This window comes from Methylomonas paludis, assembly GCF_018734325.1.
GTDB lineage: Bacteria > Pseudomonadota > Gammaproteobacteria > Methylococcales > Methylomonadaceae > Methylomonas > Methylomonas paludis.
Genome location: NZ_CP073754.1, coordinates 1,506,103 through 1,528,029 on the forward strand (window position 1 = coordinate 1,506,103; position 21,927 = coordinate 1,528,029).

At 45.7% G+C, this 21,927-nt stretch carries 22 protein-coding genes and 1 pseudogene; 10 read left to right on the forward strand and 13 right to left on the reverse strand.

Features of this window, described 5'->3' with window-relative positions:
- Nucleotides 1-108: 108 nt before the first annotated feature.
- Nucleotides 109-1,413, forward strand: a complete 1,305-nt coding sequence (locus KEF85_RS06905) for a hemolysin family protein (protein ID WP_215584417.1) — start codon at nt 109-111, stop codon at nt 1,411-1,413.
- Between the two features lie 241 nt (nt 1,414-1,654).
- Nucleotides 1,655-2,620 (forward strand): magnesium/cobalt transporter CorA, encoded by a 966-nt coding sequence (corA, locus tag KEF85_RS06910; protein WP_215585060.1) that lies wholly within the window; start codon nt 1,655-1,657, stop codon nt 2,618-2,620.
- 330 nt (nt 2,621-2,950) lie between these two features.
- Here the strand turns inward: corA and KEF85_RS06915 are convergent, their stop codons facing one another.
- The 9 genes from KEF85_RS06915 to KEF85_RS06955 all read right to left on the reverse strand — a co-directional run bounded on the left by KEF85_RS06915 (nt 2,951) and on the right by KEF85_RS06955 (nt 13,557).
- On the reverse strand, nt 2,951-3,592 hold the full coding sequence (locus tag KEF85_RS06915; RefSeq protein WP_343222193.1) for an HIT family protein: 642 nt from the start codon (nt 3,590-3,592) through the stop codon (nt 2,951-2,953).
- Nucleotides 3,589-5,244: an IS66 family transposase gene (gene tnpC, locus KEF85_RS06920; protein ID WP_215579402.1), complete on the reverse strand. Its 1,656-nt coding sequence runs from the start codon at nt 5,242-5,244 to the stop codon at nt 3,589-3,591. Before tnpC ends, KEF85_RS06915 begins: the two co-directional genes overlap by 4 nt.
- 45 nt (nt 5,245-5,289) lie before the next feature.
- Nucleotides 5,290-5,643, reverse strand: a complete 354-nt coding sequence (gene tnpB / locus KEF85_RS06925) for an IS66 family insertion sequence element accessory protein TnpB (protein ID WP_215579399.1) — start codon at nt 5,641-5,643, stop codon at nt 5,290-5,292.
- A gap of 8 nt (nt 5,644-5,651) precedes the next feature.
- Nucleotides 5,652-5,984 carry an IS66 family insertion sequence element accessory protein TnpA gene (gene tnpA / locus KEF85_RS06930; RefSeq protein ID WP_215579397.1) on the reverse strand — a complete coding sequence of 111 codons (333 nt, stop codon included), beginning with the start codon at nt 5,982-5,984 and terminating at the stop codon, nt 5,652-5,654.
- Between the two features lie 169 nt (nt 5,985-6,153).
- Nucleotides 6,154-7,308 carry a TIR domain-containing protein gene (locus KEF85_RS06935; RefSeq protein ID WP_215584421.1) on the reverse strand — a complete coding sequence of 385 codons (1,155 nt, stop codon included), beginning with the start codon at nt 7,306-7,308 and terminating at the stop codon, nt 6,154-6,156.
- Nucleotides 7,309-7,503: 195 nt separating this feature from the next.
- Nucleotides 7,504-9,018, reverse strand: coding sequence for a DUF6399 domain-containing protein (locus KEF85_RS06940; RefSeq protein ID WP_246535100.1), 1,515 nt, complete (start codon nt 9,016-9,018; stop codon nt 7,504-7,506).
- Nucleotides 9,019-9,320: 302 nt separating this feature from the next.
- Nucleotides 9,321-10,139, reverse strand: a complete 819-nt coding sequence (locus KEF85_RS06945; RefSeq protein ID WP_215584424.1) for a DUF4339 domain-containing protein — start codon at nt 10,137-10,139, stop codon at nt 9,321-9,323.
- Between the two features lie 135 nt (nt 10,140-10,274).
- A complete protein-coding gene (locus tag KEF85_RS06950; protein WP_215584426.1) occupies nt 10,275-12,788 on the reverse strand; it encodes a hypothetical protein in 2,514 nt (837 codons plus the stop codon).
- Between the two features lie 562 nt (nt 12,789-13,350).
- On the reverse strand, nt 13,351-13,557 hold the full coding sequence (locus KEF85_RS06955; protein WP_215584428.1) for a transposase: 207 nt from the start codon (nt 13,555-13,557) through the stop codon (nt 13,351-13,353).
- A gap of 85 nt (nt 13,558-13,642) precedes the next feature.
- Between KEF85_RS06955 and KEF85_RS06960 the strand changes: the two are divergent.
- The 3 genes and pseudogenes from KEF85_RS06960 to KEF85_RS06970 all read left to right on the forward strand — a co-directional run.
- A pseudogene (locus KEF85_RS06960) lies at nt 13,643-13,984 on the forward strand (IS66 family transposase); the annotation flags it as partial.
- Nucleotides 13,985-14,239: 255 nt separating this feature from the next.
- Nucleotides 14,240-14,455 (forward strand): DUF1902 domain-containing protein, encoded by a 216-nt coding sequence (locus tag KEF85_RS06965; protein WP_215584430.1) that lies wholly within the window; start codon nt 14,240-14,242, stop codon nt 14,453-14,455.
- Nucleotides 14,455-14,652 (forward strand): type II toxin-antitoxin system HicA family toxin, encoded by a 198-nt coding sequence (locus tag KEF85_RS06970; protein ID WP_215584432.1) that lies wholly within the window; start codon nt 14,455-14,457, stop codon nt 14,650-14,652. The genes KEF85_RS06965 and KEF85_RS06970 overlap by 1 nt, the downstream gene beginning before the upstream one ends.
- A gap of 282 nt (nt 14,653-14,934) precedes the next feature.
- Here the strand turns inward: KEF85_RS06970 and KEF85_RS06975 are convergent, their stop codons facing one another.
- A complete protein-coding gene (locus KEF85_RS06975; protein ID WP_215584434.1) occupies nt 14,935-15,354 on the reverse strand; it encodes a hypothetical protein in 420 nt (139 codons plus the stop codon).
- 364 nt (nt 15,355-15,718) lie between these two features.
- Here KEF85_RS06975 and KEF85_RS06980 point away from each other — a divergent pair, with 364 nt between their 5' ends.
- Nucleotides 15,719-17,386: an alpha-keto acid decarboxylase family protein gene (locus tag KEF85_RS06980; RefSeq protein WP_215584436.1), complete on the forward strand. Its 1,668-nt coding sequence runs from the start codon at nt 15,719-15,721 to the stop codon at nt 17,384-17,386.
- 137 nt (nt 17,387-17,523) lie between these two features.
- Here the strand turns inward: KEF85_RS06980 and KEF85_RS06985 are convergent, their stop codons facing one another.
- Complete coding sequence (locus tag KEF85_RS06985; protein WP_215584437.1) at nt 17,524-17,877, reverse strand: EF-hand domain-containing protein; 354 nt, start codon at nt 17,875-17,877, stop codon at nt 17,524-17,526.
- 381 nt (nt 17,878-18,258) lie between these two features.
- Here KEF85_RS06985 and KEF85_RS06990 point away from each other — a divergent pair, with 381 nt between their 5' ends.
- The 4 genes from KEF85_RS06990 (at nt 18,259) to KEF85_RS07005 (ending at nt 21,044) form a co-directional block, all read left to right on the forward strand.
- Nucleotides 18,259-18,690: a ferritin family protein gene (locus KEF85_RS06990; protein ID WP_215584439.1), complete on the forward strand. Its 432-nt coding sequence runs from the start codon at nt 18,259-18,261 to the stop codon at nt 18,688-18,690.
- A gap of 53 nt (nt 18,691-18,743) precedes the next feature.
- Nucleotides 18,744-19,274 (forward strand): peroxiredoxin, encoded by a 531-nt coding sequence (locus KEF85_RS06995; RefSeq protein ID WP_215584441.1) that lies wholly within the window; start codon nt 18,744-18,746, stop codon nt 19,272-19,274.
- A 43-nt stretch (nt 19,275-19,317) separates the two neighbouring features.
- On the forward strand, nt 19,318-20,700 hold the full coding sequence (locus tag KEF85_RS07000; RefSeq protein WP_215584443.1) for an NAD-dependent succinate-semialdehyde dehydrogenase: 1,383 nt from the start codon (nt 19,318-19,320) through the stop codon (nt 20,698-20,700).
- Between the two features lie 104 nt (nt 20,701-20,804).
- Entirely contained in the window at nt 20,805-21,044 is a 240-nt protein-coding gene (locus KEF85_RS07005; protein WP_215584445.1) for a DUF2171 domain-containing protein, read from the forward strand.
- Nucleotides 21,045-21,429: 385 nt separating this feature from the next.
- On the opposite strand, the gene KEF85_RS07010 is transcribed toward KEF85_RS07005, so the two are convergent.
- Nucleotides 21,430-21,588, reverse strand: a complete 159-nt coding sequence (locus KEF85_RS07010) for a DUF3309 family protein (protein WP_215584446.1) — start codon at nt 21,586-21,588, stop codon at nt 21,430-21,432.
- Nucleotides 21,589-21,745: 157 nt separating this feature from the next.
- Nucleotides 21,746-21,922: a CsbD family protein gene (locus KEF85_RS07015; RefSeq protein WP_215584448.1), complete on the reverse strand. Its 177-nt coding sequence runs from the start codon at nt 21,920-21,922 to the stop codon at nt 21,746-21,748.
- Between the last annotated feature and the right edge of the window lie 5 nt (nt 21,923-21,927).

A 21,927-nucleotide genomic window follows, 5' to 3' on the forward strand; every position in this document is an offset into this window, starting at 1 on the left:
CGCGCCGGCCCGGCACACAAGCGTGTTTAGCCTTGAGCTATACATGGTAATATATATCATCTTTAACACCAAAGCCGCGCCGGAAACGGTAAGAGGCGGCTCCTGCCAGTGGAAATTTGGCTTATTTTTGTTTTAATTGTTATCAACGGCATTTTTGCCATGTCGGAAATGTCGTTGGTATCGTCAAGGAAAGCCCGTTTGCAAAAACTGGCGGGCGAGCGTCGAGCCGGAGCCAAATCGGCTCTTAAATTACATCAGGAACCATCCAGATTCTTGTCCACCGTTCAGGTAGGTATTACCCTGGTGGCTATCCTTAGCGGTGCCTTGGGCGAAGATGCACTGGTTAAACCGCTCTACCAGCAATTTATTGCCATCCCCCAAATCGCCCCCTACGCAGAAACCACGGCTCGGGTGCTTACCGTGATTATCATTACTTATTTCTCGGTAGTGGTGGGGGAATTGGTGCCCAAGCGTTTGGCATTACTCAGTCCGGAAGCCATTGCCATTTTCGTGGCCAGACCCATGAATTTTCTGGCAGCTATTGGCAGCCCCATCGTCTGGTTATTATCCTCATCCTCTACATTTCTGCTCTGGCTGCTGCGCGCCCACCGCCAGCCGCAAGCCACCATCACCAACGAAGAAATCAAGCTGCTGATGGAAATCGGCTCAGAATCCGGGGTTTTCCACGCCAGTGAAGGCAAGCTGGTCAACAATATCCTCAAGCTGGATGAACAGCGGGTAGGGGCTATCATGTCGCCGCGCAAAGATATCTTTGTGATTGATCTGGCTGATCCTGATGCCGAGGTGCGTAGCAAAATTGCCCATTGCGAATATGCCAGAGCGGTGGTTTGTGAAAACGGCCTGGAAAACGTGCTGGGTATTCTGCATCTGAGCGATTTGCTGAAAACCGTGCTGAATGGCACTGATTTTAATATCAGAAAAAGTCTGCGACCACCCTTGTATGTGCCGGATTCCATGAGTCTGGTGCAGTTGCTGGAGTTTTTTCGGGCCGTGCATGCCGACTTTGCCCTGATTGCCAATGAATACGGTGAAACCGAAGGCCTGGTGACTTTAAGCGATGTATTGACGGCCATTGTCGGCGATTTGCCCACTCTGGAATCCTCGCTGGATCCGGATGTGGTGCAGCGTGCGGACGGTTCCTGGCTGGTCGATGGCGGCCTGTCCATTAAACGGCTTAAATCGGTGATCGGTGCCAATACCTATTTTCCTGGTGAGCAGGACAACGCTTATAATACGGTGAGCGGCTTCATTCTGTTTCAGTTGGAAAAAATCCCCAGGGTGGCTGATAATTTCGCCTATGGCGACTGGTATTTCGAAGTGGTGGATATCGACGGTATCCGCATCGATAAAGTCCTGATCAGCCACAAAGGCCCTGTCGATCTGGAAGCCTAGTGGTACGCCTATTTTATATTCACGGATGAACTTTACCCATTGGCCGCCGGGGTATCCTGTCAAAGGACGCCGTGAATATATCCCTATAGGCTTTCTACAGCATCGCTGCAGTAGAAACCTCTGCCAGGACACCTCGGCAGCCAATCAAGTTAGCCGTCAAAATAAGATTGGCCAACTTCTAGGCCACCACCCATAATTACCCAGCGGAGCGAATTTGTCCTCTCAGTTAACTGACAGCCGCATGATCATGCGATGTGTGGCTTATAAAAACGGCATCAGCCAGGGCGATCTGACCATAGCACAGATCAGTGAGGTACTTCAGCAGGAACATACCTTTGTCTGGCTGGGCTTACTTGAACCGGATACCCAATTGCTGGGCCAAATCCAGGAAGAATTCGGTCTGCATGAGCTGGCCATAGAAGATGCCTGTTCCGCTCATCAGCGCCCCAAAATCGAAGAATATGGTGACTCCCTGTTCCTGGTTTTGCACACTGCGTTAATGGAGGAGGGCGCGCTTAGCTTTGGTGAAACCCATTTATTTATCGGCAACCGGTTTCTGGTGACCGTCAGGCATGGCGCATCGGTACGGCTTAATAAAGTCCGCGCCCGCTGCGAAGCCAATCCCGGTCAGCTGGCCAAGGGCCCCAGCTATGCCCTGTACGCCATCATGGATTATGTGGTTGATAACTATATGCCGGTGGTGGAAAGCCTGCAGGAGCGCTTCTATATCCTGGAGCAGGCCATTTTTGATCAACGCCCCAGCCGGCAAACCCTGGAGGGTTTGTACGAGCTAAAACGCGAATTGCTCAAAGTTCACGCCGCCATCGTACCCTTGATCGACATCTGTAACGAACTGATCCGCTTCCACAACGGCATCATCAGCAAAGACGTGCGCATCTACTTCCGCGACATTGCCGACCATATCAAGCGCATCGATCAAGCCATAGACGCCACCCGCGAAATGCTGATCGCCGCCATGCAGGTACATTTGACCCTGGAAACCGTCAGACAAAACGAAGTGGTAAAAGGTCTGGCCGGCTGGGGCGCGATACTGGCCATCCCCACCATGGTATTCAGCTGGTACGGCATGAATTTTAAATACATGCCGGAACTGGAGTGGCGCTACAGTTATCCGGCGACTGTGGGTTTGGTGGCTTTGGCCAGCCTGTTGCTGCATCGGCGTTTGAAGCGGCGGGGTTGGATTTGAGGCTATGTCCCGGTTCAGGATATAGCCGGCTTATCAGTCGCAGCCACTTGCAGTTGAAAACCCAAGGCGTTAATCACGTTTAAAATAGTGGCAAAACTGGGATCACCTTGTCCTTAAAGGGGGTTTATACAAACTCTTCCGGCCTAAGCCAGTATCTTTGGCAAGCATGGGTCATGCTGTGAGCTAGGGCAGTTTGGCAATAAATGCCGGATCATTGTCACTTCCGCAAAACAGGCCACTGAACTGAACAAAAACCAAACTTCGTAACGGGCACCGTGCAGCGCCTACCATTGACAAACTCGTTCGGCTTCATAGATAACCACTTTATTATTATAAATCGTCCATAAAAACTGGATTTTGATTAAGGTGAGCAAATAGCTTCATTCCTTCTATTATCCTTTGCTTTGTTCCGATTTTATCAGAGAAATCTAAATAGTCTCGCCAACTCCAATAGAGTTCTCCAAGTTGTGTGGCAACGAGACGGCGAACAAGTTGACTAGGAAATTTTTCCTGCACGGCTAAGTATTGAAGGCCATCGGTGTCTCGCAAGTAAAGGTATTGCTGTGTAGGTGGTATTTTAGTTATGTCGAGGAGATTATCAGTTTGGGTAAAGTTAATACCTGCATGTGAAAATGCCGATAGTAATGGGTAATCGAAAGGGATTATATGTAGATGTGCGTGCTCAACGCATCCAGCATGACCTTTTGCTTCTGATCCAAGCCCGTGCTCACATATTATTGCGGCTTTTCCTGTTTCGTTGTTCAAAGTTGTGACAACTGCACTAACAACTTGTTCTAATTTTTCGGACAAATCTCGCCAAAGTATTGATAAAGAGTGTTCGTGTAAGCGTGGTATAACTAAAGCATGACCAGCCGTAATTGGAGCAACATCAAGAATGACCAAGAAGTTCTCAGTTGACGCTACAATTTCAGATAAACCGTAAGCGCTTAATAAAGCGCGTACTCCCCCTATCTAGCAAAATCAGTATTTTTTAAATTCCAAGGCAACAGGGCTTCAATTTTTTCAACGGTATCGGCATAAGGCAATGCCTTGAGTACATGGGTTAAATAGGCGCAGGGTTCCAAGCCATTGGCTTTTGCTGTTTCAATTAGGCTGTAATGAATCGCGCTGGCCTGTGCGCCTTTTGGAGTATCAGAGAAGAGCCATGCTTTGCGACCCATTACAAAGGGGCGAATGGCGTTTTCAGCAAGAATATTGCTAATGTTCAGCTCCCCATTCGAGCAATACACCATCAGCTTATCCCATTGGTTGCTCATGTAAGTCATGGCCTTGCCCGTTAAACTATCCTTAGGCACTTTGTGTTGATTGTCGTCCAAGTACGCTCTCAGTTTCTTCAAAACCGGCAGGCTTCTTTTGCAGCGTTGCTGGAATCTTTCAGCGGCACTCAGAGTTTTGATTTGCCGCTCAATCATATAGAGTGTATTGATTAAACTCAGCATGTGATCGGCTTTGCTGGCTTTATGCTGCTTGCCTTTCTTGGGTTTGGGCTGCGCATCTTGAGCTTCTTTAAATTTACGGCGCGCATGATCCCAACAACCGAGCTGGATGATATGATTGATAATACAGGCGGCATTGTAAGCGGCATAACCATCGGTTTGCAGATAACCCGAAAAGCCCTCCAGCAAGCGCAACGGCACCTCCTGGCTGCGGGTCGGATCATATTCAAATAACACACTGGGTTGACCAGGCGTGCCGCCCAGCGTCACCCACATGAATTTATCCGAGGTGGCCGGTCGCCCCGGTTCTTTAAGAACCTGCACTCGGGTTTCATCGGCCATGATGATGTTACCAGCCAGTTGATGATCCCGAATAAGGTTAATCAAAGGTTGCAGCGTTCTAGCCAGTGCGATGACCCAGTTGGCCAGTGTGGCTCTTGAGAGTTCGCCGCCATAACGGGCTAAGATGTTTTCCAGCCGATACAGCGGCAAGCCATCGCAGTATTTGTAGATGATTACATTACACATTAAATCAATGCTGCCCATCGCGCCTGGAACAGGATGTTTGGGCAGAGCAGCGGCAATAATACGGCGTTGTGTTTCAGCTTGAGCAGGCTCCAGAAACACCGCTTTTTCCTGCATGTATTCTAAAACCCGCACTTGGGCAGGGATGATGTCTAATTCTTCTTTAACTTTAGTAAAGAAGGTTGTAATTGCACCGGCTTTTTCTTCATCGCTCAGTGTGATAAAGATTTGCTTTCTCGGTAAGTGGCTGGCAAATGGTTTGCGACCAGGTTTTGGCTTAGGTGGATTGGGCTCAGAAGCTTCTGATTCAACGCTCGAATCAACAGCCTCTACTGTGTCAACGGCTGCATCCGTTGCGGCTTCAAGCTCAACCGTGGCCTCGACTTCGGCTTCATCAAATAATGAAGTTTGCCCGGACTGCTCACTTGAGGGCGCAAAGCGTTTGATTTTGGATAAACGCAACGCTTCTTCTAACAACTGTATACGTTGATTGAGCGTAGCAATCACTTCTGATTTAAGCTCAACGGCCTGTGTTAATTCATCCACTCGTTGCGCTTTTTCAAGCAACTCGGCGAGCATCTCGGGCAACAAAATAGCCGAGTGTTCATCGTGTTCTATGCTAGAAAAGTGGGATAAAATCATAGGCTTATTATACCTGAATTCAAGCCAAAAAGCAGGCGTTTTTCCTTAAAAAACAGACTCATAATGCCGATTTTTATGGCCTTTCATCACGCTAATATCGTAGCCATCCAGCAGCCAATTCAATTGCTGTCCCGTTAACGTCAACAATGCCTCTTCACCCTTCGGCCACTTGAACTTATCCTCGACCAAGGTCTTGTAATAAAGCACAAAGCCCGTATTTTCCCAGAACAAGCATTTGATTTTAGTACGCTGCTTATTGGTGAACGCATACAGTCCGCCATCAAACGGATTATGGCCGAGTTCGCACTCAACAATTGCCGCCAACCCGCGATGGGATTTACGAAAATCAATGGCCTGTCGGTAAAGATAAACCTCTGTCAGCTCTAAAGAGGGGCGCATAATGCAAGTCACCGTAACACCTCTATCAATTGCTGAATCAAAGCCATATTATTCTGAGAAATCCCAATCAATTGTGTACCATCCCGGAAGCACAATGACAAACTTGGCGATGAGGGCATGGCGATAGGTGCAGCCACTTGGACACGGGTAAATCCAGTCGCTTTACGTTCAGTGTCAACCGGTTCGCAATCGATCAAAAATTTGCGCTTCCAATAACTCAACTGGTGGGTATGCAGCGCTTGCTGGCGGCAGTAGTTTACTTGGGACAAGCCAGACGCTTGCCATTGCGCGACGTGCCTTTGCCAAAAATCGTGACCGGTCTTGTTTTCTATTGATGCCATTGGTAATCCCCAAAATAATATCGATGGGAAATTCTGACATGGTAGGCTGGGGGGTGGGAATTACGCGGAAAATTGAGCGCTTACGATAAACCCGAGTCACTGCCAAAGAAAAAAGAAAATCCATCACTTGAAAGGTTGTTGCCCGGATGACATAGTTGGCATTTAATATTCATGAATACTCCTTGATTTCAAGTTCCCCAGATTCTTTTTGTATACAGAAAACGTGAAACTCAATTTTCTTTTCTTCGCAGTTATGCCGAACTTCATCAAGATTTTCTTCGCGAATCAAAAAACTGACAATTCGATTTATCTTAATTTCATTTTCTCGTAACTCTGCAATACACTTGAGCGGGGTAAAACCGGTGGCTGTAAAATCGTGCAAAAAAATAGAGTGTTCTCCTCGAATGCAGTATCCCTTAATACGACTGTTGTTAGTAGCATTGAGGTCGACTATCGTCGGCTTAATTTGCATTTCCGCTAATGTTGCAGCAAGAAGCTTTAAATCAAGTTTATTGTGTATTGCAACCCGCGTCGCACAGGGTTCATCTTTACAACTGGGATTTAAATGCAACTGTTTCGCAACAAATCGCGCAAATGTTGCACTTAATTTATCGAGATGATTTTGAGTAATTTGATTTATATCAATAAAATTTGTTAATGTAGTGAGATGATTTGGCTGTCCAACTATCCGCTCACCGTTTACTCTGTAGTTTTGAAGAAGTTTTGTTAGTTGTTTGGATGTCAGTGCTGCAATATTATGTTTGCTAATTCGCTCATACATAGCTTTTGCAAGTAAGGGACGCAGACAATCAGCTTTAAGGTACATTTTTCCATGCCGTAGGTCACAGACAGCCTGTTCAAAGTCTTCCGATGTATGTAGAAGAAGACTATTAATGCATTGCTCAGCGATAAGGCTTAATTCATCTTGGGTCGGGTTTTCAGGGGAGAAAATTCTATTGATTCCAGACAGGTCAGTTGGAATATCAGTTTTACCAATTTGCACGAGAAGAGTTTTACGGCGGCCTAAGTATCCTGCGAATAATCCGTATTCAAAAAGGACATTATCCCTTATTGCGAGTGAATCTTCACCTCGTTTAATTAGTAGATCATCAGGGGTAGCTACAAAGATGGCAAAACATGCTTGGTGTAATAGTGAAAATAGTGATTCAAGAAAAGACTCACCAGGACGAGCAACATCCATATGCCACCAAGCAATAACGTCGAAAAGAGCATTTTCGGCGGCTACTAATTCGATTTTTTGTGCATAATGCTTCGCTTCACTTGAAGATCCAATAAAAAGTGTGAATGCCTTTTTGCTCGCCATTTACCTGTTCCATTCAAATTGATAAGCGTAATGATCAAGGTCATGAGCGTTGCGCGGCTTTATTGCGCAGCCTAAGGTTAGACCTCGCATGGATTCGGTCGTTGTCGGGCCGAACAATACCTTTATTTGCACGATTGGGTGCGACATAGGCCATCGATATCAAACACTGAGGAGTTAGCAATTTCGGCTTCCAACTTAAGCCGGGACAGTTTTCAAAAACAATGGGTTATGAATAGTCCGCTCCCGCCCCTTTCTTGGCAGCGGAAGCTCGCCCATTTCAGCAACCAACCATAAAAACAAATCAGGAAACGTTTGACCAAACAAGCGCATTGCCGCTGTTGTTCCATCAGTCCGTTTGAGTCCGTAGTTATGAATCACTGTCAATGCCCTCAGGCGTTTTTCGGTCAAGCCACGGCCATTGTGATACATCTGCGACAGATAACCATTACGCCCCTCGACGGCGGAAGAACTGCGATGAAAGTTCCGCGCCATCCACTCTGCCCATTCCAACCAGCGTTGCAATTCGCTTTCCGACAGGGTTGCTGTGAAAGCATCAGTCTGTAAATGCTGCGCGGCTTGCTGCCAAGCCTGACGGTATTTTTCCCTTTGCCTGGGGTTTTGGGTTTTGAGCAGTTGCTGATGCCAGTACACCGTTGGTAACAGGGCATGAATCAGCCAGTAGTGCGTTGCCTCATCCACCGAAAGACCGGCTAGAATTTCCATGACCCATAGCCACCAGGTTTCTACATTGGACGCTAAGTCATTCAATTGATTACGAAACTTATTTATGGTCTGTTTTATGTCAGCAATAGATTGCGATTGCGCGATTTTTTCAAACGCCTGAGCGCGTTTTTCCAGACTGAAAGTCACCTGTTCCGCCCGATTGATTTTCTGGGTTTCTAACGAAAACGGATGAACATCTTCGGCAATGCTGGCCAGATTTTCGTGATAATCGGCGCGTGTTTCCTGTATCTGTTTATAGGCTCGTTCTGCATCAACGACCTGCACCAATTCGGCGAGGTTGTTGTCCGGTTTCTTTTTCAATAGCGCCTCAGCCGTTTCCAGTTGAGTTTTCGCTTGTTCGTGCCGCCTTCCCAGCGTTGCACCCAACCATTTGCTGACATCCTGCTGTGCATGAAAAATATCGGCACCTGATTGACAGTCAAACCCGGTAATAGCCAGTTTGATCAAGGCTTTGGCTCGGTCGCTGACGGCGTGGTTGACGTCAATACCCAACTCTTTTAGGCGCGGTATCGCTTTCTCAAACCAAGTATCGAAGCGACGGTCATGGCTGATGTCTTCCAGAATCAAATAACCGGACGACAAGTCCATCAGCACCAGGATGAGAAAATCACCAAAAAATGTTTCATCCATGGCGACTACGGCTGAACGTGTTTGAGCTGAAACGCCGCTTTCACAACGCTGCTGAAATACGGGTAACAGGCTTTCCATCCGGCTCAATTGCTGACGCAATGCCGATGAAGATATGCCCACATGCGTGTCAATGCGAATCAGCTTGAAAAATCGCGACAACTTGTCGGCTCCAACATGGCACTCCATGCCAAAACTGTACAGAACCGCAACCATCAATAGTTTCAACCAGGCTTCGCCTGCTTCGGTTTCCCATAGGGCAGATTCGGGATATTGATGGCGTCGGGCTTGCGCTTTTTGGTGCCGATGGACGCTACTTTTGGATCGATTGACCAGCACCGCCAATTGTCTAAGACTTTTCTTGCCACGGGCTACCAGTTCATTGATAATCGAGCGGTTCGTTGCACGGATTCCTTGTGTCGTTTTGTTTTTTTAGTCATTAACTCATGATACAGGACTGTGCGGCGAACGCTTGATTTTGTCCCGGTTTAAGTGGGTAGCCTGTTTTTGCTTGTAGCTCCTGTTCTGTTGACGCCATTGCCAGACAAGATATACTTGTTAAAATTAATATTTTTCCAATAGATTTCATTTTTTATTGTCCTCTTTTTTATTAAAAGTGTTGAGACATCAGGTAGCTTTAGCTATTCCTGAACTCGTACAATTATTTCGTCTCCTTTTTCTTCGATACCAATTCTTATTTCATTACCAGTATCAAGAATCGCCGTGGCTTGATAGAAGCCATCAGATATTTTTTCGTCTATCTTTACGGCTTTGCATTTTGCAGCAGCTCTAAATGCGCCAGGGCCTGAATTTTCCAATTGCCAAACAAGTTTAGTTACTATAGGGCAGGCCGCTTGTTCAATATCGCTTTCATGTGATCCAATATTTATTCCCATTGAAATAATAATAGAAATAAAAAATGCGACAAGCCAAGACCAGAAATAGTTCTTTTTCTGATTAAGAAGCCCCGCTCTTTTCCAAATGTAAACTGGAAATAATAAAAAAACCCATCCGATACCAGGGGTTTTATGGCCAGCCGCCTTTAGTTTTCTCATGTCAAAAAAACATAATATATTACTTAGCAGGCCATATAAAAAAATCCATCCACTGTCAGTTATTATTCCTAATAAAACTCCAACAATCTGCACGACAACTACTAACCAAATATATGTATTATCTATATCATTTTCTATTAATAATTTATGAAATCGCAACGCATTATCTTTGAATTTATTTCCTGCATTACTATCGATAAGTGGCGGTGGTAAATTGGATTCATTTTTAAAATGATCTAACAATTCTGTTTCACTGGCTGTTTTCCAATCGCCTTCACCACCCCAAACTTTGGTGTATTTATTGATTTTTCCACTTGCAGATAAAACTTGCATATCTTGCAATGTTATAGGTCCAATTTTTTCGTTTTTTACCGCGTAATACCAGTTGTCATTTTTATCAGTCACATCCTTCTCCTTTTTATGGCTTACAATTTTTGTGTTATTTTAACTACTAAATTTTCGGAGTCCATTGCGTCAATATGTTGTAAAATTGTAGCTTTGAACTCCATGCTTGTAGAAAAACTATAATTGGCACTATATTTAAACTACCCAATTATCACAAGCATCTATTACATCATTTATCTCGAAGCTGAGAGCAGGACGTTGTTTGATTATGGTGACGACTACAGGTTTCAAGAAAAAGTTGGCCATTGCTCGGCGTTGATTACCGGCCGCAAACAATACCTCCAGTGTTTTCTGACCGATGACTGTATCCAGGTTGGTGTTGAGGTTATCGATTTCTTCGGCGGTCAGCATGAAAGTGATGGCCAAATACTCCATCTGTATCTGAAGAATGCGCAACATCTTCACCCTATCTTCTTCTATAAGTTTGTTGGCAATTTTGTTCGAAACCGCTGATGCAATTATACCGCCAATGACTCCACCTGCTGTTCGTCCGAAGAAAACTCCTACTGGCCCCATTGGGCTGAATAGGAAGCCACCTGCGACTGAACCTATGACTCCTCCGGCCATGCCAGAGGAGACGACGACAAGATTCTTGAAAAACTGTGCTTGGGAAATTCGCCCACGTATCAATTTAATCATATCAGGGCCTGTAGTAACCGCAATTACTGCAACCGAGGTCACCAAGGTTCCTCTCAATGCTTTATTTATACCTGTCGATGAGACACCCATACCTTTTTGGAGAACGTCGCTAATGGTTGGGGAGAGTTTGCCAACATCAACATGTTCAAGTACGCTTTGTATGGTGGACAACCGATGTAACTGTTGCGTAGTAATAGAGATGGCAAGTGTTTTACCGAATGTATTCCCTGCTTGGATTACTGCGACCCGGAAAGCCTCCTCTTCATCCTTGGTGTTGAGATAGAAAATCAAAGAAGTAATCCCGAAGCTAATACCTCCAGCAACAGCACCAACCACTACACCTTCTGAAATATCATAAAGGATCGATTCAACGGTACCAAACTTAGTGATGTTTTGGGCTTGTGCATAAGTGAGGTGACCCTTGCGAATAAGTTTTTCGGCATCATTGGGGTCGGTTATTCCAGGAACCTTCCCATTCCGGATTTTATTTTCCATGGTCTCAATTGCTTTATTGTACTGATCCCTGGGTACTTCCAACTGCATGGGCTTACCTGTATTATCCACATACCTATACATCCCTTGCTGGCCATCGAAGGCTGCACCTACACTTCGTGCGCCTGTGGCACAGTATTTCGTCTGAATCTGTTGCCCTTGTACAATTCGATCTGCACCGTTTTTAGCATTGTCACCGCCGATGATTTGCGCATCTCTTCTCATTAAACGATCAATTTTGTTGTTCCCCTGCTCCGCAGCAAAACCATGCCCCTGGCCACCAGTCGCGAATATCTTATGGTTGTCGTTCCAGGCGTTGGCACCCGCCATCAATACAAAGCCATTGGTAGCCGCTTCCGCCATGAAATTATCAATAGGCTTATTCTTTATAGTCAAACATACATCTTCTGTTTCCTTGCAAACGGTGGAACAATGCCATTCACCGCTGCTACGCTTGTCTACTACCACAGTCATGCCGCAAGAAACGCATGTGTCTAACTGGTCTACATGGCGATAAACGACAAAGTAACGACCATCATCAAAGTGGTAAAAACTTCCAAAATCTAGATTGTGATCTAGGAAGTCCTGTATTTCTGTATTTGGTAAGCCTAGCCAGTTTTCGATGATTGTTTTCAACCCATCTTCGTTATGTCGTAAGTTTTCCGATAATATGAAATATAGTTTGTTCATTCGTGTTTGATACCAAGACGTATTGAAAAGCCAATGGTTTTCATTCAGTACGATTTCTTTTATAGTTCCCTCATTAATTAACTTGGCGGCGATGCCTTGGAATATGGTCTTAACATCCTCATCGTTTAGTATGTTTTCTTTCGTAATTTCCTGTAGATAGGCGCTAGCGTTTAGCTTTTCGCTGTTGTTGAGCTTGTCATATATCGACTTACTGATGGTTTTCATACCGTTTTCTTGCGATATAGCATAAAACTGCACAAGAACGGCTACGGCATAGTAAGCCAATCCGGTATACCACGCGATTTTCGACGACCAGTCTAAATAGTTAAAAATGCGCCCCATACTTGCGGATACTACTAGCAAAAAGAATCCTGAGAAAACGTACATATAAAACTCGGAGCGTTTCTTGTGGAATAGTTCTAGGGGTTCACTTCTGAACTTAATCTCATTCTGAGTACGGTGACAGTAAAGCATGCTGACGAACAAACAGGCTGGCAGAGCGAACTTCCAGCTATCAAAACTGAAGCTGTCTATATAGGGATTAAAATCGAAGTCAAAGGCATTTATTTCAGTTTGAATATCTAAGAATCCCCAAATAAAAAACAAAGCCCAAGTCGTGATGGTTAAGAAAATGCTAATCAATGCACGTATATGTAGTGCGGCACAGAATCTTTCAAAAATGAAGCCTAAGAGTATCAGCGGCCCCACACTAATACCTAAAACTATGAAAGGTATAGCTTTAATAAAAGTAAATATGAGTTTGGCAAGTTTTTTGATAATAGCGATAGCAATAATGATCACTATGATGGTTAAGATAATCCACAACATGCTGAAAAATATTTATGTAGTATGCAACTAAGGCAATAATGTTTTAGTTAAGAGGGTATGTGTGGTTCTGGTCAAGCCCCTCGATATTTTTATAATTGTTGTGAATCAAGGCTATCCACTTAAGTCGGGACAACATACATAATCGTAGGAGCTGGCCATGCCCGCGAAGGGGCTTGGTATCATCCTCTTCGCGGGCATGGCCAGCTCCTACAGTAGTTCTGCCGCTCTTTTAGGAAAAACGAACGCCTAGTTGTCCCGGCTTAAGTTGGTAGCCGCAATTTCTAACTGGTTATTAATCTATTATCAATATGTTTATCACGAAACCTGGATTGCAACAATAAATTTTTGAACGCGCCTCCATATATCATCCAGACAGCGCCGGAAGCTGAAATTGGTGATTGTCATGTTGACTGTTACAGCATCATCGCCCGCTTACCAAATAAGACAACAAACGAATGCGTTGCAATGATCTGTTGAACTCACCGCGGCCTTTTTTTGATTTCGCGTTCCATCTTCAAGCGCTCATTTTCTTTTCTCAAGCGGATCAGTTCATCATGATCAGCTAAGCGCAATTTAGATTTTTTGGTTGTCGTCTCGCTTCCCGTGGGTTTTCGTTCAGCCCCACCCAACGACAAAGAACACTTAATGAACTCCCCAGATGGTCGGCAGCTTGCTGATGGGTATAACCTTTATCCAGCACTAGCTTGGCCGCATCTTGTTTAAATTCCAGTCTGTATTTTGGCCGTTTATGATTCTTACTTTCGTTCATGGTCACCTATATTTGCAGTATATAACGTAAGCGCTCTTTTGATCCATCTATCCCTGCTATCCAGAAGCGAAGATCAATCTACATGCCGACACCCAACAGCCTGTTGGGCAAAGCCTTGCATTACCTATCATCGCAATGGCCCAAACTAACGCGTTTCGTCGAAAACGGTGATTGGCCCATCAACAACAATCTCTGCGAAAACGCCATACGCCCCTTCGTAGTAGGACGGCGCAATTGGTTGTTTTGCGATACCGTCGCTGGTGCACATGCCAGCGCGAATCTCTATTCGCTGATTGAAACCTGCAAAGCCAATAGCATTGATCCCTATACCTATCTGGTCGACCTGTTTAAAAAAATACCTTTAGCCAAAAACGCCGAGGACTTCGAAGTTTTGCTGCCTTGGAATCTTTCACCTTCAGTCAACTAATTCTGGTGCTGCGGCTATTATTTTGGTCTTGAAATTTCAATGTGTTATTAAAGAGCGCTTACTATATAACCTGCCTTTAGAAGTGTCTTGTTTAATTAAACACATCAAACCAGTCTTGTCGCTAGTCGCACCAGAGCCAGGAGATAACCACTTATTGGCTATTGAAAAATGAGTTAATCGCTAACCTGATGGGGTTCGGCTACTCATCTCACGGGCTTTTATGTTATTCTGCGCCAAAGTTTTTAAGGAGATTCTATGACTACAGTTACAGTCACAGTCACAGTGGAAGATGGGGTCTGGACTGCTGAATGCGATGCCTTGGGTTTGGTTACGGAATCCGACAGCTATGAAGGTCTTGTTTCTAAGGCGCTTGAAATAGCCCCGGAAATGGCTGCGCTTAACAGTGTTGAATTTGAAAATTTGATGTTGCATTTCGTACATGATTGCCCCGTTGTTCATTTGGCGGCCTAATGGGTTCGTCTTTTTATCCAGAACTTACGAAATTACTTAAAAATTTCAATTGTGAATTCATTAGACAAGGCAAAGGAAGTCACGAAATTTGGCGGAGTCCGATAACAGGTAAGTTCTTTAGTGTTCCCGTGTCTATCAATAAAAAGCCAACCGCAAACGCCATTCTCAAGCAAGCCGGAATTAACCATAGGTTTTAATTTCGTTAAGGAACCCACGCAATATAGAAACTAGGGGAAGATCGCTTTCTCGACTTCCTCTTAGCTTTACGGTATGCGACTAACCTCGACCAAATTCGACCATGAATATTTTTGATCTGATAGATGATCCGCAGATTATAGTCGACCTCTCGCTGAAAGAACTTGCCTACCAACTGTTTCAGGTTGCTCAGCGAAATCTGCAGAACGGTCTTGTTAACCGAAATAAGCAATTCACCGTTAAGTCAACTAGGCTAACGTATTAAACGCACTGCAAGCCTCAAATCACTTCCCACAACGACTATGCGCGGCATTAAAGTCTACTTTCGCAAGCGCTTCTTTTTCCATACATTGCCAGTACGCTACTGGTTTTAATTCTGTTTTGCAGGATGCAGATAGCGGCACTAGGGCGGTTTTGCCGGTTTTGTTGGCTTTTTCCTGTTGTTCAAACTGTTGAGTGGCGCGTAAGCAGGTTTTATAAGCTTCGCTTTGGGTGTCTACCGAGTCAGTATTTGCTTCCTGGGAGATTGTTCTTGAGTGTGATCCGGGTGGAAAGGCATCGGGGGCATTGCTTTGAGCCATGGCTGGCGCTTTGTTGCCGGGGACGACGGCAGTTAATCCTGACCGGCCTGAAATCGGTGCTTCGGCCTGACAAATCATGGGTAAAGCCATGATAAAAATAAATCCTGCAATTAATGCGTGCATGTTGTTGTACCTGTAAGTAGGGTTTTCACGGAAAACGATAGGCAACTATCTGGAAACCAATATATCCCCGATGCTTACGTCAGTCTGTGTGATGCCATACATATTGTATTTGGATGGCTGACAAACCAACGCAATGCGACAGATGCGCCTCCTTGCGTCGGCACAGCCTATAAAATTAAGCAATTTTTTAAAAACTTATCGTAACGCTTAACAAACAACGCTTCGACGTTCGATTTCAGGTCTGAGCCGTAACGCATTAATGTGCTGTGGCGTACCGACCAAAGCATAGTTTGCCGGTAGTGTACAGGGTTCCGCTAATCAACGATTTGATCGGGTTTTCATGCCCGGATCAGGAGCCGGCACTATGCGCAATTCGGACATTACTGTTGCAGACTATCTGATATACCGGCTCAAGGAGATAGGTGTGGATCATCTGTTTGGGGTGCCGGGTGATTTTGTGCTGGGATTCTTTAATCAGGTTTTATTGAGTGATCTGGCCTATGTCGGAACCTGCAATGAACTCAACGCGGCTTATGCCGCTGACGGCTACGCCCGTATTCGCGGCGTGGGCGCATTCTCTTCAACCTATGGGGTGGGCGAATTAAGTGCCATCAACGGCGTGGCGGGCGCGTTTGCCGAGCGGGTGCCGCTGGTGGTGATTACCGGCTCACCGTCAACCAGCAGTTTTCGCAACCGGCCCTTGCTGCATCACACCTTAGGCGATTATCAGATTCCGCTGCGCATCTACGAAAAAATTACCGCCGCCTCTACTGAACTGGTTTCGGCAGAGATGGCACCGGTAGCGATAGACCAGGTGTTATCAGTCTGTCTTTCTCATCAACAACCAGTGTATATCAGTCTGCCTTCAGACGTGGTGATGATGAAATGCCGCCCGCCTACAGACTTTTTGTTCCCGCCCGATCTGGGTAGTGATCCTGATGTGCTCGGCGAGGCGATTAACGAAGCCATGGATATGCTGAACCAGGCCCAAAAACCGGTGGTGATAGGCGATGTGGAACTGATTCGTTTTAAACTGCAAAAAATCTTCGCGGATTTTCTCGACAAAACCGGTTTACCGTATGCCACCATGATGTTGGGCAAAACCGTATTGTCGGAACAGCATCCACAATTTATCGGTTTGTATGAGGGGGAAAGAAGTCGCGACTATGTACGAAATCGGGTGGAATCCGCCGACTGCATTCTGCAACTAGGTGCCTTGCTGACTGATTTTAACACCGGTGGCTTTACCGCCAAGCTGGATGATGTAAAGACCATCAGCGCCAACATCCGTTCGGTCAGGATTAAACATCACGTTTACGAAAACGTGTCGCTGCAAGATTTTATTCTAGGTCTGACGGCAAGACTGTCTAAACGCGATTCAGCTACGCTGGATATCCAAAGTGCGGTCGATGGCTGTGAACACCGCAGTGCCGAGCAATACCAGGCAGATGAATATAAGCCGCTGACTATAAAGCGCTTCTTTGACAGAATGAGTCATTTTATAGCAGATGATGCGATTGTGGTGGCAGAAACCGGGGTGTCGTTGTTCAGTGCTGCCGAAATATTGATGCCCAAAGGTGTCACCTTTATCGGGCAAACCTTTTATGGTTCTATCGGTTACAGCATAGGCGCTACGCTGGGAGCGGCCATGGCCGCAAAAGCCCGGCAGGTGGTGTTATTTGTCGGCGATGGTTCGTTTCAAGTCACCGGTCAGGATTTGTCTACCATGATCCGTAACCAGCTTAAGCCGGTGATCTTTTTGATCAATAATGACGGCTACACCATAGAGCGAGTGATCAGCGACCATAGCTATAATGATCTCCAACCCTGGTTGTATCATAAATTGGTGGAAGTGTTCGGCGGTGGCCTGGGTTTTGATGTCCACACCGAGGGTGAGCTGGAAGTGGCATTGGCCGCCGCCGCTACGGCTGACCAATTGATATTCATTGAAATTCACACGGACCGACTAGACTGCCCGGAGTCACTTGTTAGTGCAGGGCAGTCTATGGCAATAAGCAATCAGTTAGAGTAAAGCTGATTGCCCAGCTTTGTTTTGATAGAGCAGTGGATTTGCCGGCAGCGGTCGTGATTGATGTGCTGCACTGCGTTTAGCACATCCTAAGGCTACCAGCTTTTAATCGGGATGTTTAAACGCTGAATAGTTACGGCTTAATTAACTTCACCTTCCCGTTTGGTTTCCATTTTCAGGTTTTGGTATTCATGCTGTTCCAATTTACCATTATTCCCGGCATCGACTTTATCAAAGGCTTGCAACAAGCTAGGATATTTTTGTAATTCACTTTTGGTCACGTAATGATCGCCATTGATATCAGCTTCGGCAAATGTGGGTAATTTACCATTGCCATCTGCTGATTCTTTTACCGGACTAGTTTGTGAACTTTGCTTGCTTGAGTTTTCGGCATAGACAGGATTAATAACAAAACCAATTCCAATTAATCCGGCCATTAAAATTAATTTGGCTGAAAAACCGGTATTGCCAGATGATTGTTTATTGATATTCATAGTGGTTATTTAGATAGGTAATAAGCAGTTGTTAATGGATACATTTCGGTATCGGCGCACACCAGATTTATATTAGGTAAAAGGTTTATCTAGTCTGATAAAACTATAATCTACATTTATTATTCAAGTCAGTTCGCCGGCACACATAATGATTTTTCTTGTTTCTGGGGGTTTTATGTTTTGAATAATTTAGTTTCTAATGCGCGATGCCGCACCGATCCGATTGCTATAAACGAGTATGTTTGTGTCCGGTACAGAACAAATATCCATTCCTTATGGATAGTCCCTGGAAATCATGTCTGCCTTTGGCCTCTATTGTTATCACTAGACAAAAACAGGCATGATGCCAGTGTTTAACGATTGATCAACCTGGAAAATACAATGAATAACATTAAAGCAATCAACAGCTTATTAAAAGATGAATTAGCAGCAGTAGAAACTTACCAGCAAATGTTTGAAAAACTCAGAGAAGACGCCTCACTGGGCGAAACCGAATCTCTGTTGCCTATTTATGAAAATCATAAAACCGCAGTGACCAGTTTGCAGGCGCTGATCCGTCAGTCGGGCGGTACACCTGCCGTGACCTCCGGTGTTTGGGGGGCATGGTCGAAATTGATTGAGGGCGGTGCCAAGTTGTTAGGTAAGGTAAGTGCGCTAGAGGCATTGCGGGTAGGTGAAAAAATCGGCGAAGAAGAATATGAAAGAGCCTTGAAAGATACCGAATTACCTGCAGATTTGTTTTCCCTGATTATGAGCACCTTACTGCCGGCGCAAAAATCTCATACTCACACTTTGAACCGTTTGCTGGTTTAAGCTGCTGCACAATTTTCAGCCCTTACTCAACAGGCTTACTCAGGAGTGCCAACGTGCTTTCGACCATACCAGATGTCATTTTTAAAACCAGGGTTCGTGACGAAACCATAGCGGGTGAAAATCCTTTCCGTTGGCAGGATGTCAGCAGCGATGAAATTTTCAAAGATAAAAAAATAGTGATTCTGGCGCTGCCAGGCGCCTATACCCCCACTTGTTCGAGCAAGCATTTACCGGGTTATGCCGGCAAATATCAGGACCTGATTGCCCAAGGCGTAGATGAAGTGTATTGCCTGAGTGTCAATGATGCCTTTGTCATGTATCAATGGAGCAAGCACTTGAACGTTACCAACGTCAAAATGCTGCCCGATGGCAATGGCGACTTTACCAGGGCGATGGGCATGCTGGTAAAAAAGCACAATGTTGGTTTCGGCAGTCGTTCATGGCGTTATTCCATGCTGGTTGAGAATAAAAAAATCCGTGTGTTATTTCCGGAACCGGGCAAAGTTGATAATTGTCCCGACGATCCATTTACGGTAAGTGATGTGGATACCATGCTGGCATATTTACAGCAGCACAAAGAATAAGTGCTATGGCGCCTGCTTTCCCAATATTTTACGAGATACAGCAATGACTTATCAGAGCATTAATCCCTATGACGGCAAAGTCCTGATGACGTTCGCGGAACTCAGCGACCAGCAACTTGAGCTGGCGCTGGACAGAGCTGCAAACTGCTTCGAGACTTGGCGGCATACCAGTTTTGCCGAACGCACCACTATAGCGACCAAAGCGGCAGCAATATTACGCACACGTAGCGACGAGTTTGCCCGGTTAGTGACACTGGAGATGGGTAAACGTATCGAAGAAGCCCAGGGTGAAGTGGCCTTAAGCGCCGATATCATCGACTATTACGCCAGCAATGCCCAAGCCTTTCTGGCACCGCAAGCCCTGGCGACGGATTCGGGCGAAGCCAGTGTCGAAAGCTACCCCATCGGCGTGCTGTTCGGCATCCAGCCCTGGAATTTTCCTTACTACCAATTGGCACGCTTTGCCGCGCCCAATTTGATGGCGGGCAATGTGGTCATGGTGAAACACTCGGGCTGTGTTCCGCAATGCGCGATTGCTTTCGAAAAACTGTGGCTGGAGGCAGGCCTGCCGGCAGGTGCCTATACCAATTTACTGATCTCACACCATCAGGTAAATCAAGTGATCGATGACCCCCGGATTAAGGGTGTGGCCTTGACCGGTAGTGTGGAGGCCGGCAAAAGCGTGGCTGCCAGAGCCGGCCAAAACCTGAAGAAATCCACTATGGAGTTGGGTGGCAGCGATGCATTTATCGTGCTTGAAGATGCCGACCTGGATAAAACCGTCAGTTGGGCGGTTTGGGCCAAAATGAATAACACCGGGCAGTGCTGTGTCGCAGCCAAGCGTTTTATCGTGGTCGAAGCCCTGGCAGATCGATTTCTCGACAAATTTCAGGCGGCGTTGGCGGCACTCACAGCCGGCGATCCGCTGGATAAAGCAACCACGCTAGGCCCGCTGTCCACGGAAGCGGCTTTGCTTAAATTGCTGGATCAGATTGAACAGGCGGTTGCCAACGGCGCCACTCTGTTAATGGGTGGCAAACGCTTAGATCGGCCTGGTTCATTTATACAGCCGACCATCTTAACCAATATCAAAGCCGATAATCCTGCCTTCAGGGAAGAGTTTTTCGGGCCGGTGGCGCTTTTCTTCCGGGTCAAGAATGAAGACGAGGCGGTTGCACTGGCTAATGACTCAGATTTTGGTCTGGGCGGCTGCGTTTTCACCAGTGATATCGCCCGTGGTAGACGCGTGGCCGGCCGGGTCGATACCGGCATGATGTTTATCAACCAGCCAACCTGGACTACACCGGACTTACCATTCGGCGGTATTAAAAACTCCGGCTATGGCCGCGAACTTTCCAGTGTGGGCATTCAGGAATTCGTCAACAAAAAGCTGGTGCGGCTTGCTTCCATCGATGCGCCGATATAACCGATAACATCATTTATGTATGTTGTCGAACAGATGTCTTTTACACATTAGTGTACTTTCTAAATCACTGATGGACCAAACTATAAGCCTACTCGAGAAAAAACATGACTAATCCCGACCAAATTAAACCTGATATGCCCATTGTCTGCTCCCAAGACGGCCAGTTTGCTACTGTCGATCATATGGAGGGGGCAAATTCTATCAAGCTGAAAAAAGATAAAGCCGGCCAACACCATTACATCCCGTTAATCTGGGTAAGTTCAGTTATAGATGGCAAAGTTAAAATAGACCGACCAGGTGACCAAGCCGTTAAAGAATGGTCGTCAGTTTCGCCGATGTTTTAGCTAGATCACGCCAGATAATGCTATAGACAGGCACCCGACTGGCTTTTGGGTTTCGGTCGAGACGCTTGTGTTTGGGTGTTGGTTCATTATGGAAAACCTGACGCTACCCTACCAGCGAGGACAAAATATGAGATACGCAAAATCAACACACCAGCGACTCTGGTATGCGACAGCTTTAGCTCGAAACGGCAAATCTGTACCCAAGGCTTTTACAGCCTAGGAAAAAAGCCTCCCAGTACTTGGGAGGCTTTTTTGGGAAATTTGGCTATACCAATTATGGTCTAGTCATACGCCAACTATTGATTGACGAATACAGTCTAGTGATGCGCCTTCAGAGTCGGCATATCCTCTAGCACGTTCGTCAAAGTAAGCACTAGATTAATATTTAAAACCTGCCTGTTAGCACCAGGACCAGTAATATAATCAAAATAAGCCCCAACCCGCTACTAGGCCCATAACCCCATGCGCGACTATGTGGCCAAACCGGGATAACACCGAGCAGCATTAATACAACTAATATAAGTAATATTGTTCCAATTGACATGGACGTTCTCCTAAAATTGATAAAGCAGATTAGTCTTTATCTACTCTAAAATTTGGGATTAGTATTTCGTTTCTACACAAAGAATACCTGTGACCACTACAATCCAGGCGGATTGAGTACGGCAAACCTGCAAAACAGAACCGGTATACGACTCGTATTATTTTGAGTGCTTGATATCGTCTTTAAGATCGCCAAAACCTGACTGTACCTTACCGACATTTTTCTGCAGATTACCTTCATTTTCCAAATCTTGGTCATCCAGTACTTTACCGGCCACTTCCTTGATTTTACCTTTAGATTCTTCGACTCTGCCTTTGACTTGATCTTTGTTCATAATAA

Excerpts from the sequence above, each read along its gene's own strand:
- KEF85_RS06955 (WP_215584428.1), bottom strand. The coding sequence starts at position 13,557 with ATGAACGAAAGTAAGAATCATAAACGGCCAAAATACAGACTGGAATTT.
- KEF85_RS06935 (WP_215584421.1), bottom strand. The coding sequence starts at position 7,308 with ATGGCGAGCAAAAAGGCATTCACACTTTTTATTGGATCTTCAAGTGAA.
- KEF85_RS06985 (WP_215584437.1), bottom strand. The coding sequence starts at position 17,877 with ATGAATATCAATAAACAATCATCTGGCAATACCGGTTTTTCAGCCAAA.
- KEF85_RS07010 (WP_215584446.1), bottom strand. The coding sequence starts at position 21,588 with ATGTCAATTGGAACAATATTACTTATATTAGTTGTATTAATGCTGCTC.
- corA (WP_215585060.1), top strand. The coding sequence starts at position 1,655 with ATGATCATGCGATGTGTGGCTTATAAAAACGGCATCAGCCAGGGCGAT.
- KEF85_RS06970 (WP_215584432.1), top strand. The coding sequence starts at position 14,455 with ATGGGTTCGTCTTTTTATCCAGAACTTACGAAATTACTTAAAAATTTC.
- KEF85_RS06980 (WP_215584436.1), top strand. The coding sequence starts at position 15,719 with ATGCGCAATTCGGACATTACTGTTGCAGACTATCTGATATACCGGCTC.
- tnpA (WP_215579397.1), bottom strand. The coding sequence starts at position 5,984 with ATGGCATCAATAGAAAACAAGACCGGTCACGATTTTTGGCAAAGGCAC.
- KEF85_RS06950 (WP_215584426.1), bottom strand. The coding sequence starts at position 12,788 with ATGTTGTGGATTATCTTAACCATCATAGTGATCATTATTGCTATCGCT.
- KEF85_RS06975 (WP_215584434.1), bottom strand. The coding sequence starts at position 15,354 with ATGCACGCATTAATTGCAGGATTTATTTTTATCATGGCTTTACCCATG.
- KEF85_RS07015 (WP_215584448.1), bottom strand. The coding sequence starts at position 21,922 with ATGAACAAAGATCAAGTCAAAGGCAGAGTCGAAGAATCTAAAGGTAAA.
- KEF85_RS06990 (WP_215584439.1), top strand. The coding sequence starts at position 18,259 with ATGAATAACATTAAAGCAATCAACAGCTTATTAAAAGATGAATTAGCA.
- KEF85_RS07005 (WP_215584445.1), top strand. The coding sequence starts at position 20,805 with ATGACTAATCCCGACCAAATTAAACCTGATATGCCCATTGTCTGCTCC.
- tnpC (WP_215579402.1), bottom strand. The coding sequence starts at position 5,244 with ATGATTTTATCCCACTTTTCTAGCATAGAACACGATGAACACTCGGCT.
- tnpB (WP_215579399.1), bottom strand. The coding sequence starts at position 5,643 with ATGCGCCCCTCTTTAGAGCTGACAGAGGTTTATCTTTACCGACAGGCC.
- KEF85_RS06965 (WP_215584430.1), top strand. The coding sequence starts at position 14,240 with ATGACTACAGTTACAGTCACAGTCACAGTGGAAGATGGGGTCTGGACT.
- KEF85_RS07000 (WP_215584443.1), top strand. The coding sequence starts at position 19,318 with ATGACTTATCAGAGCATTAATCCCTATGACGGCAAAGTCCTGATGACG.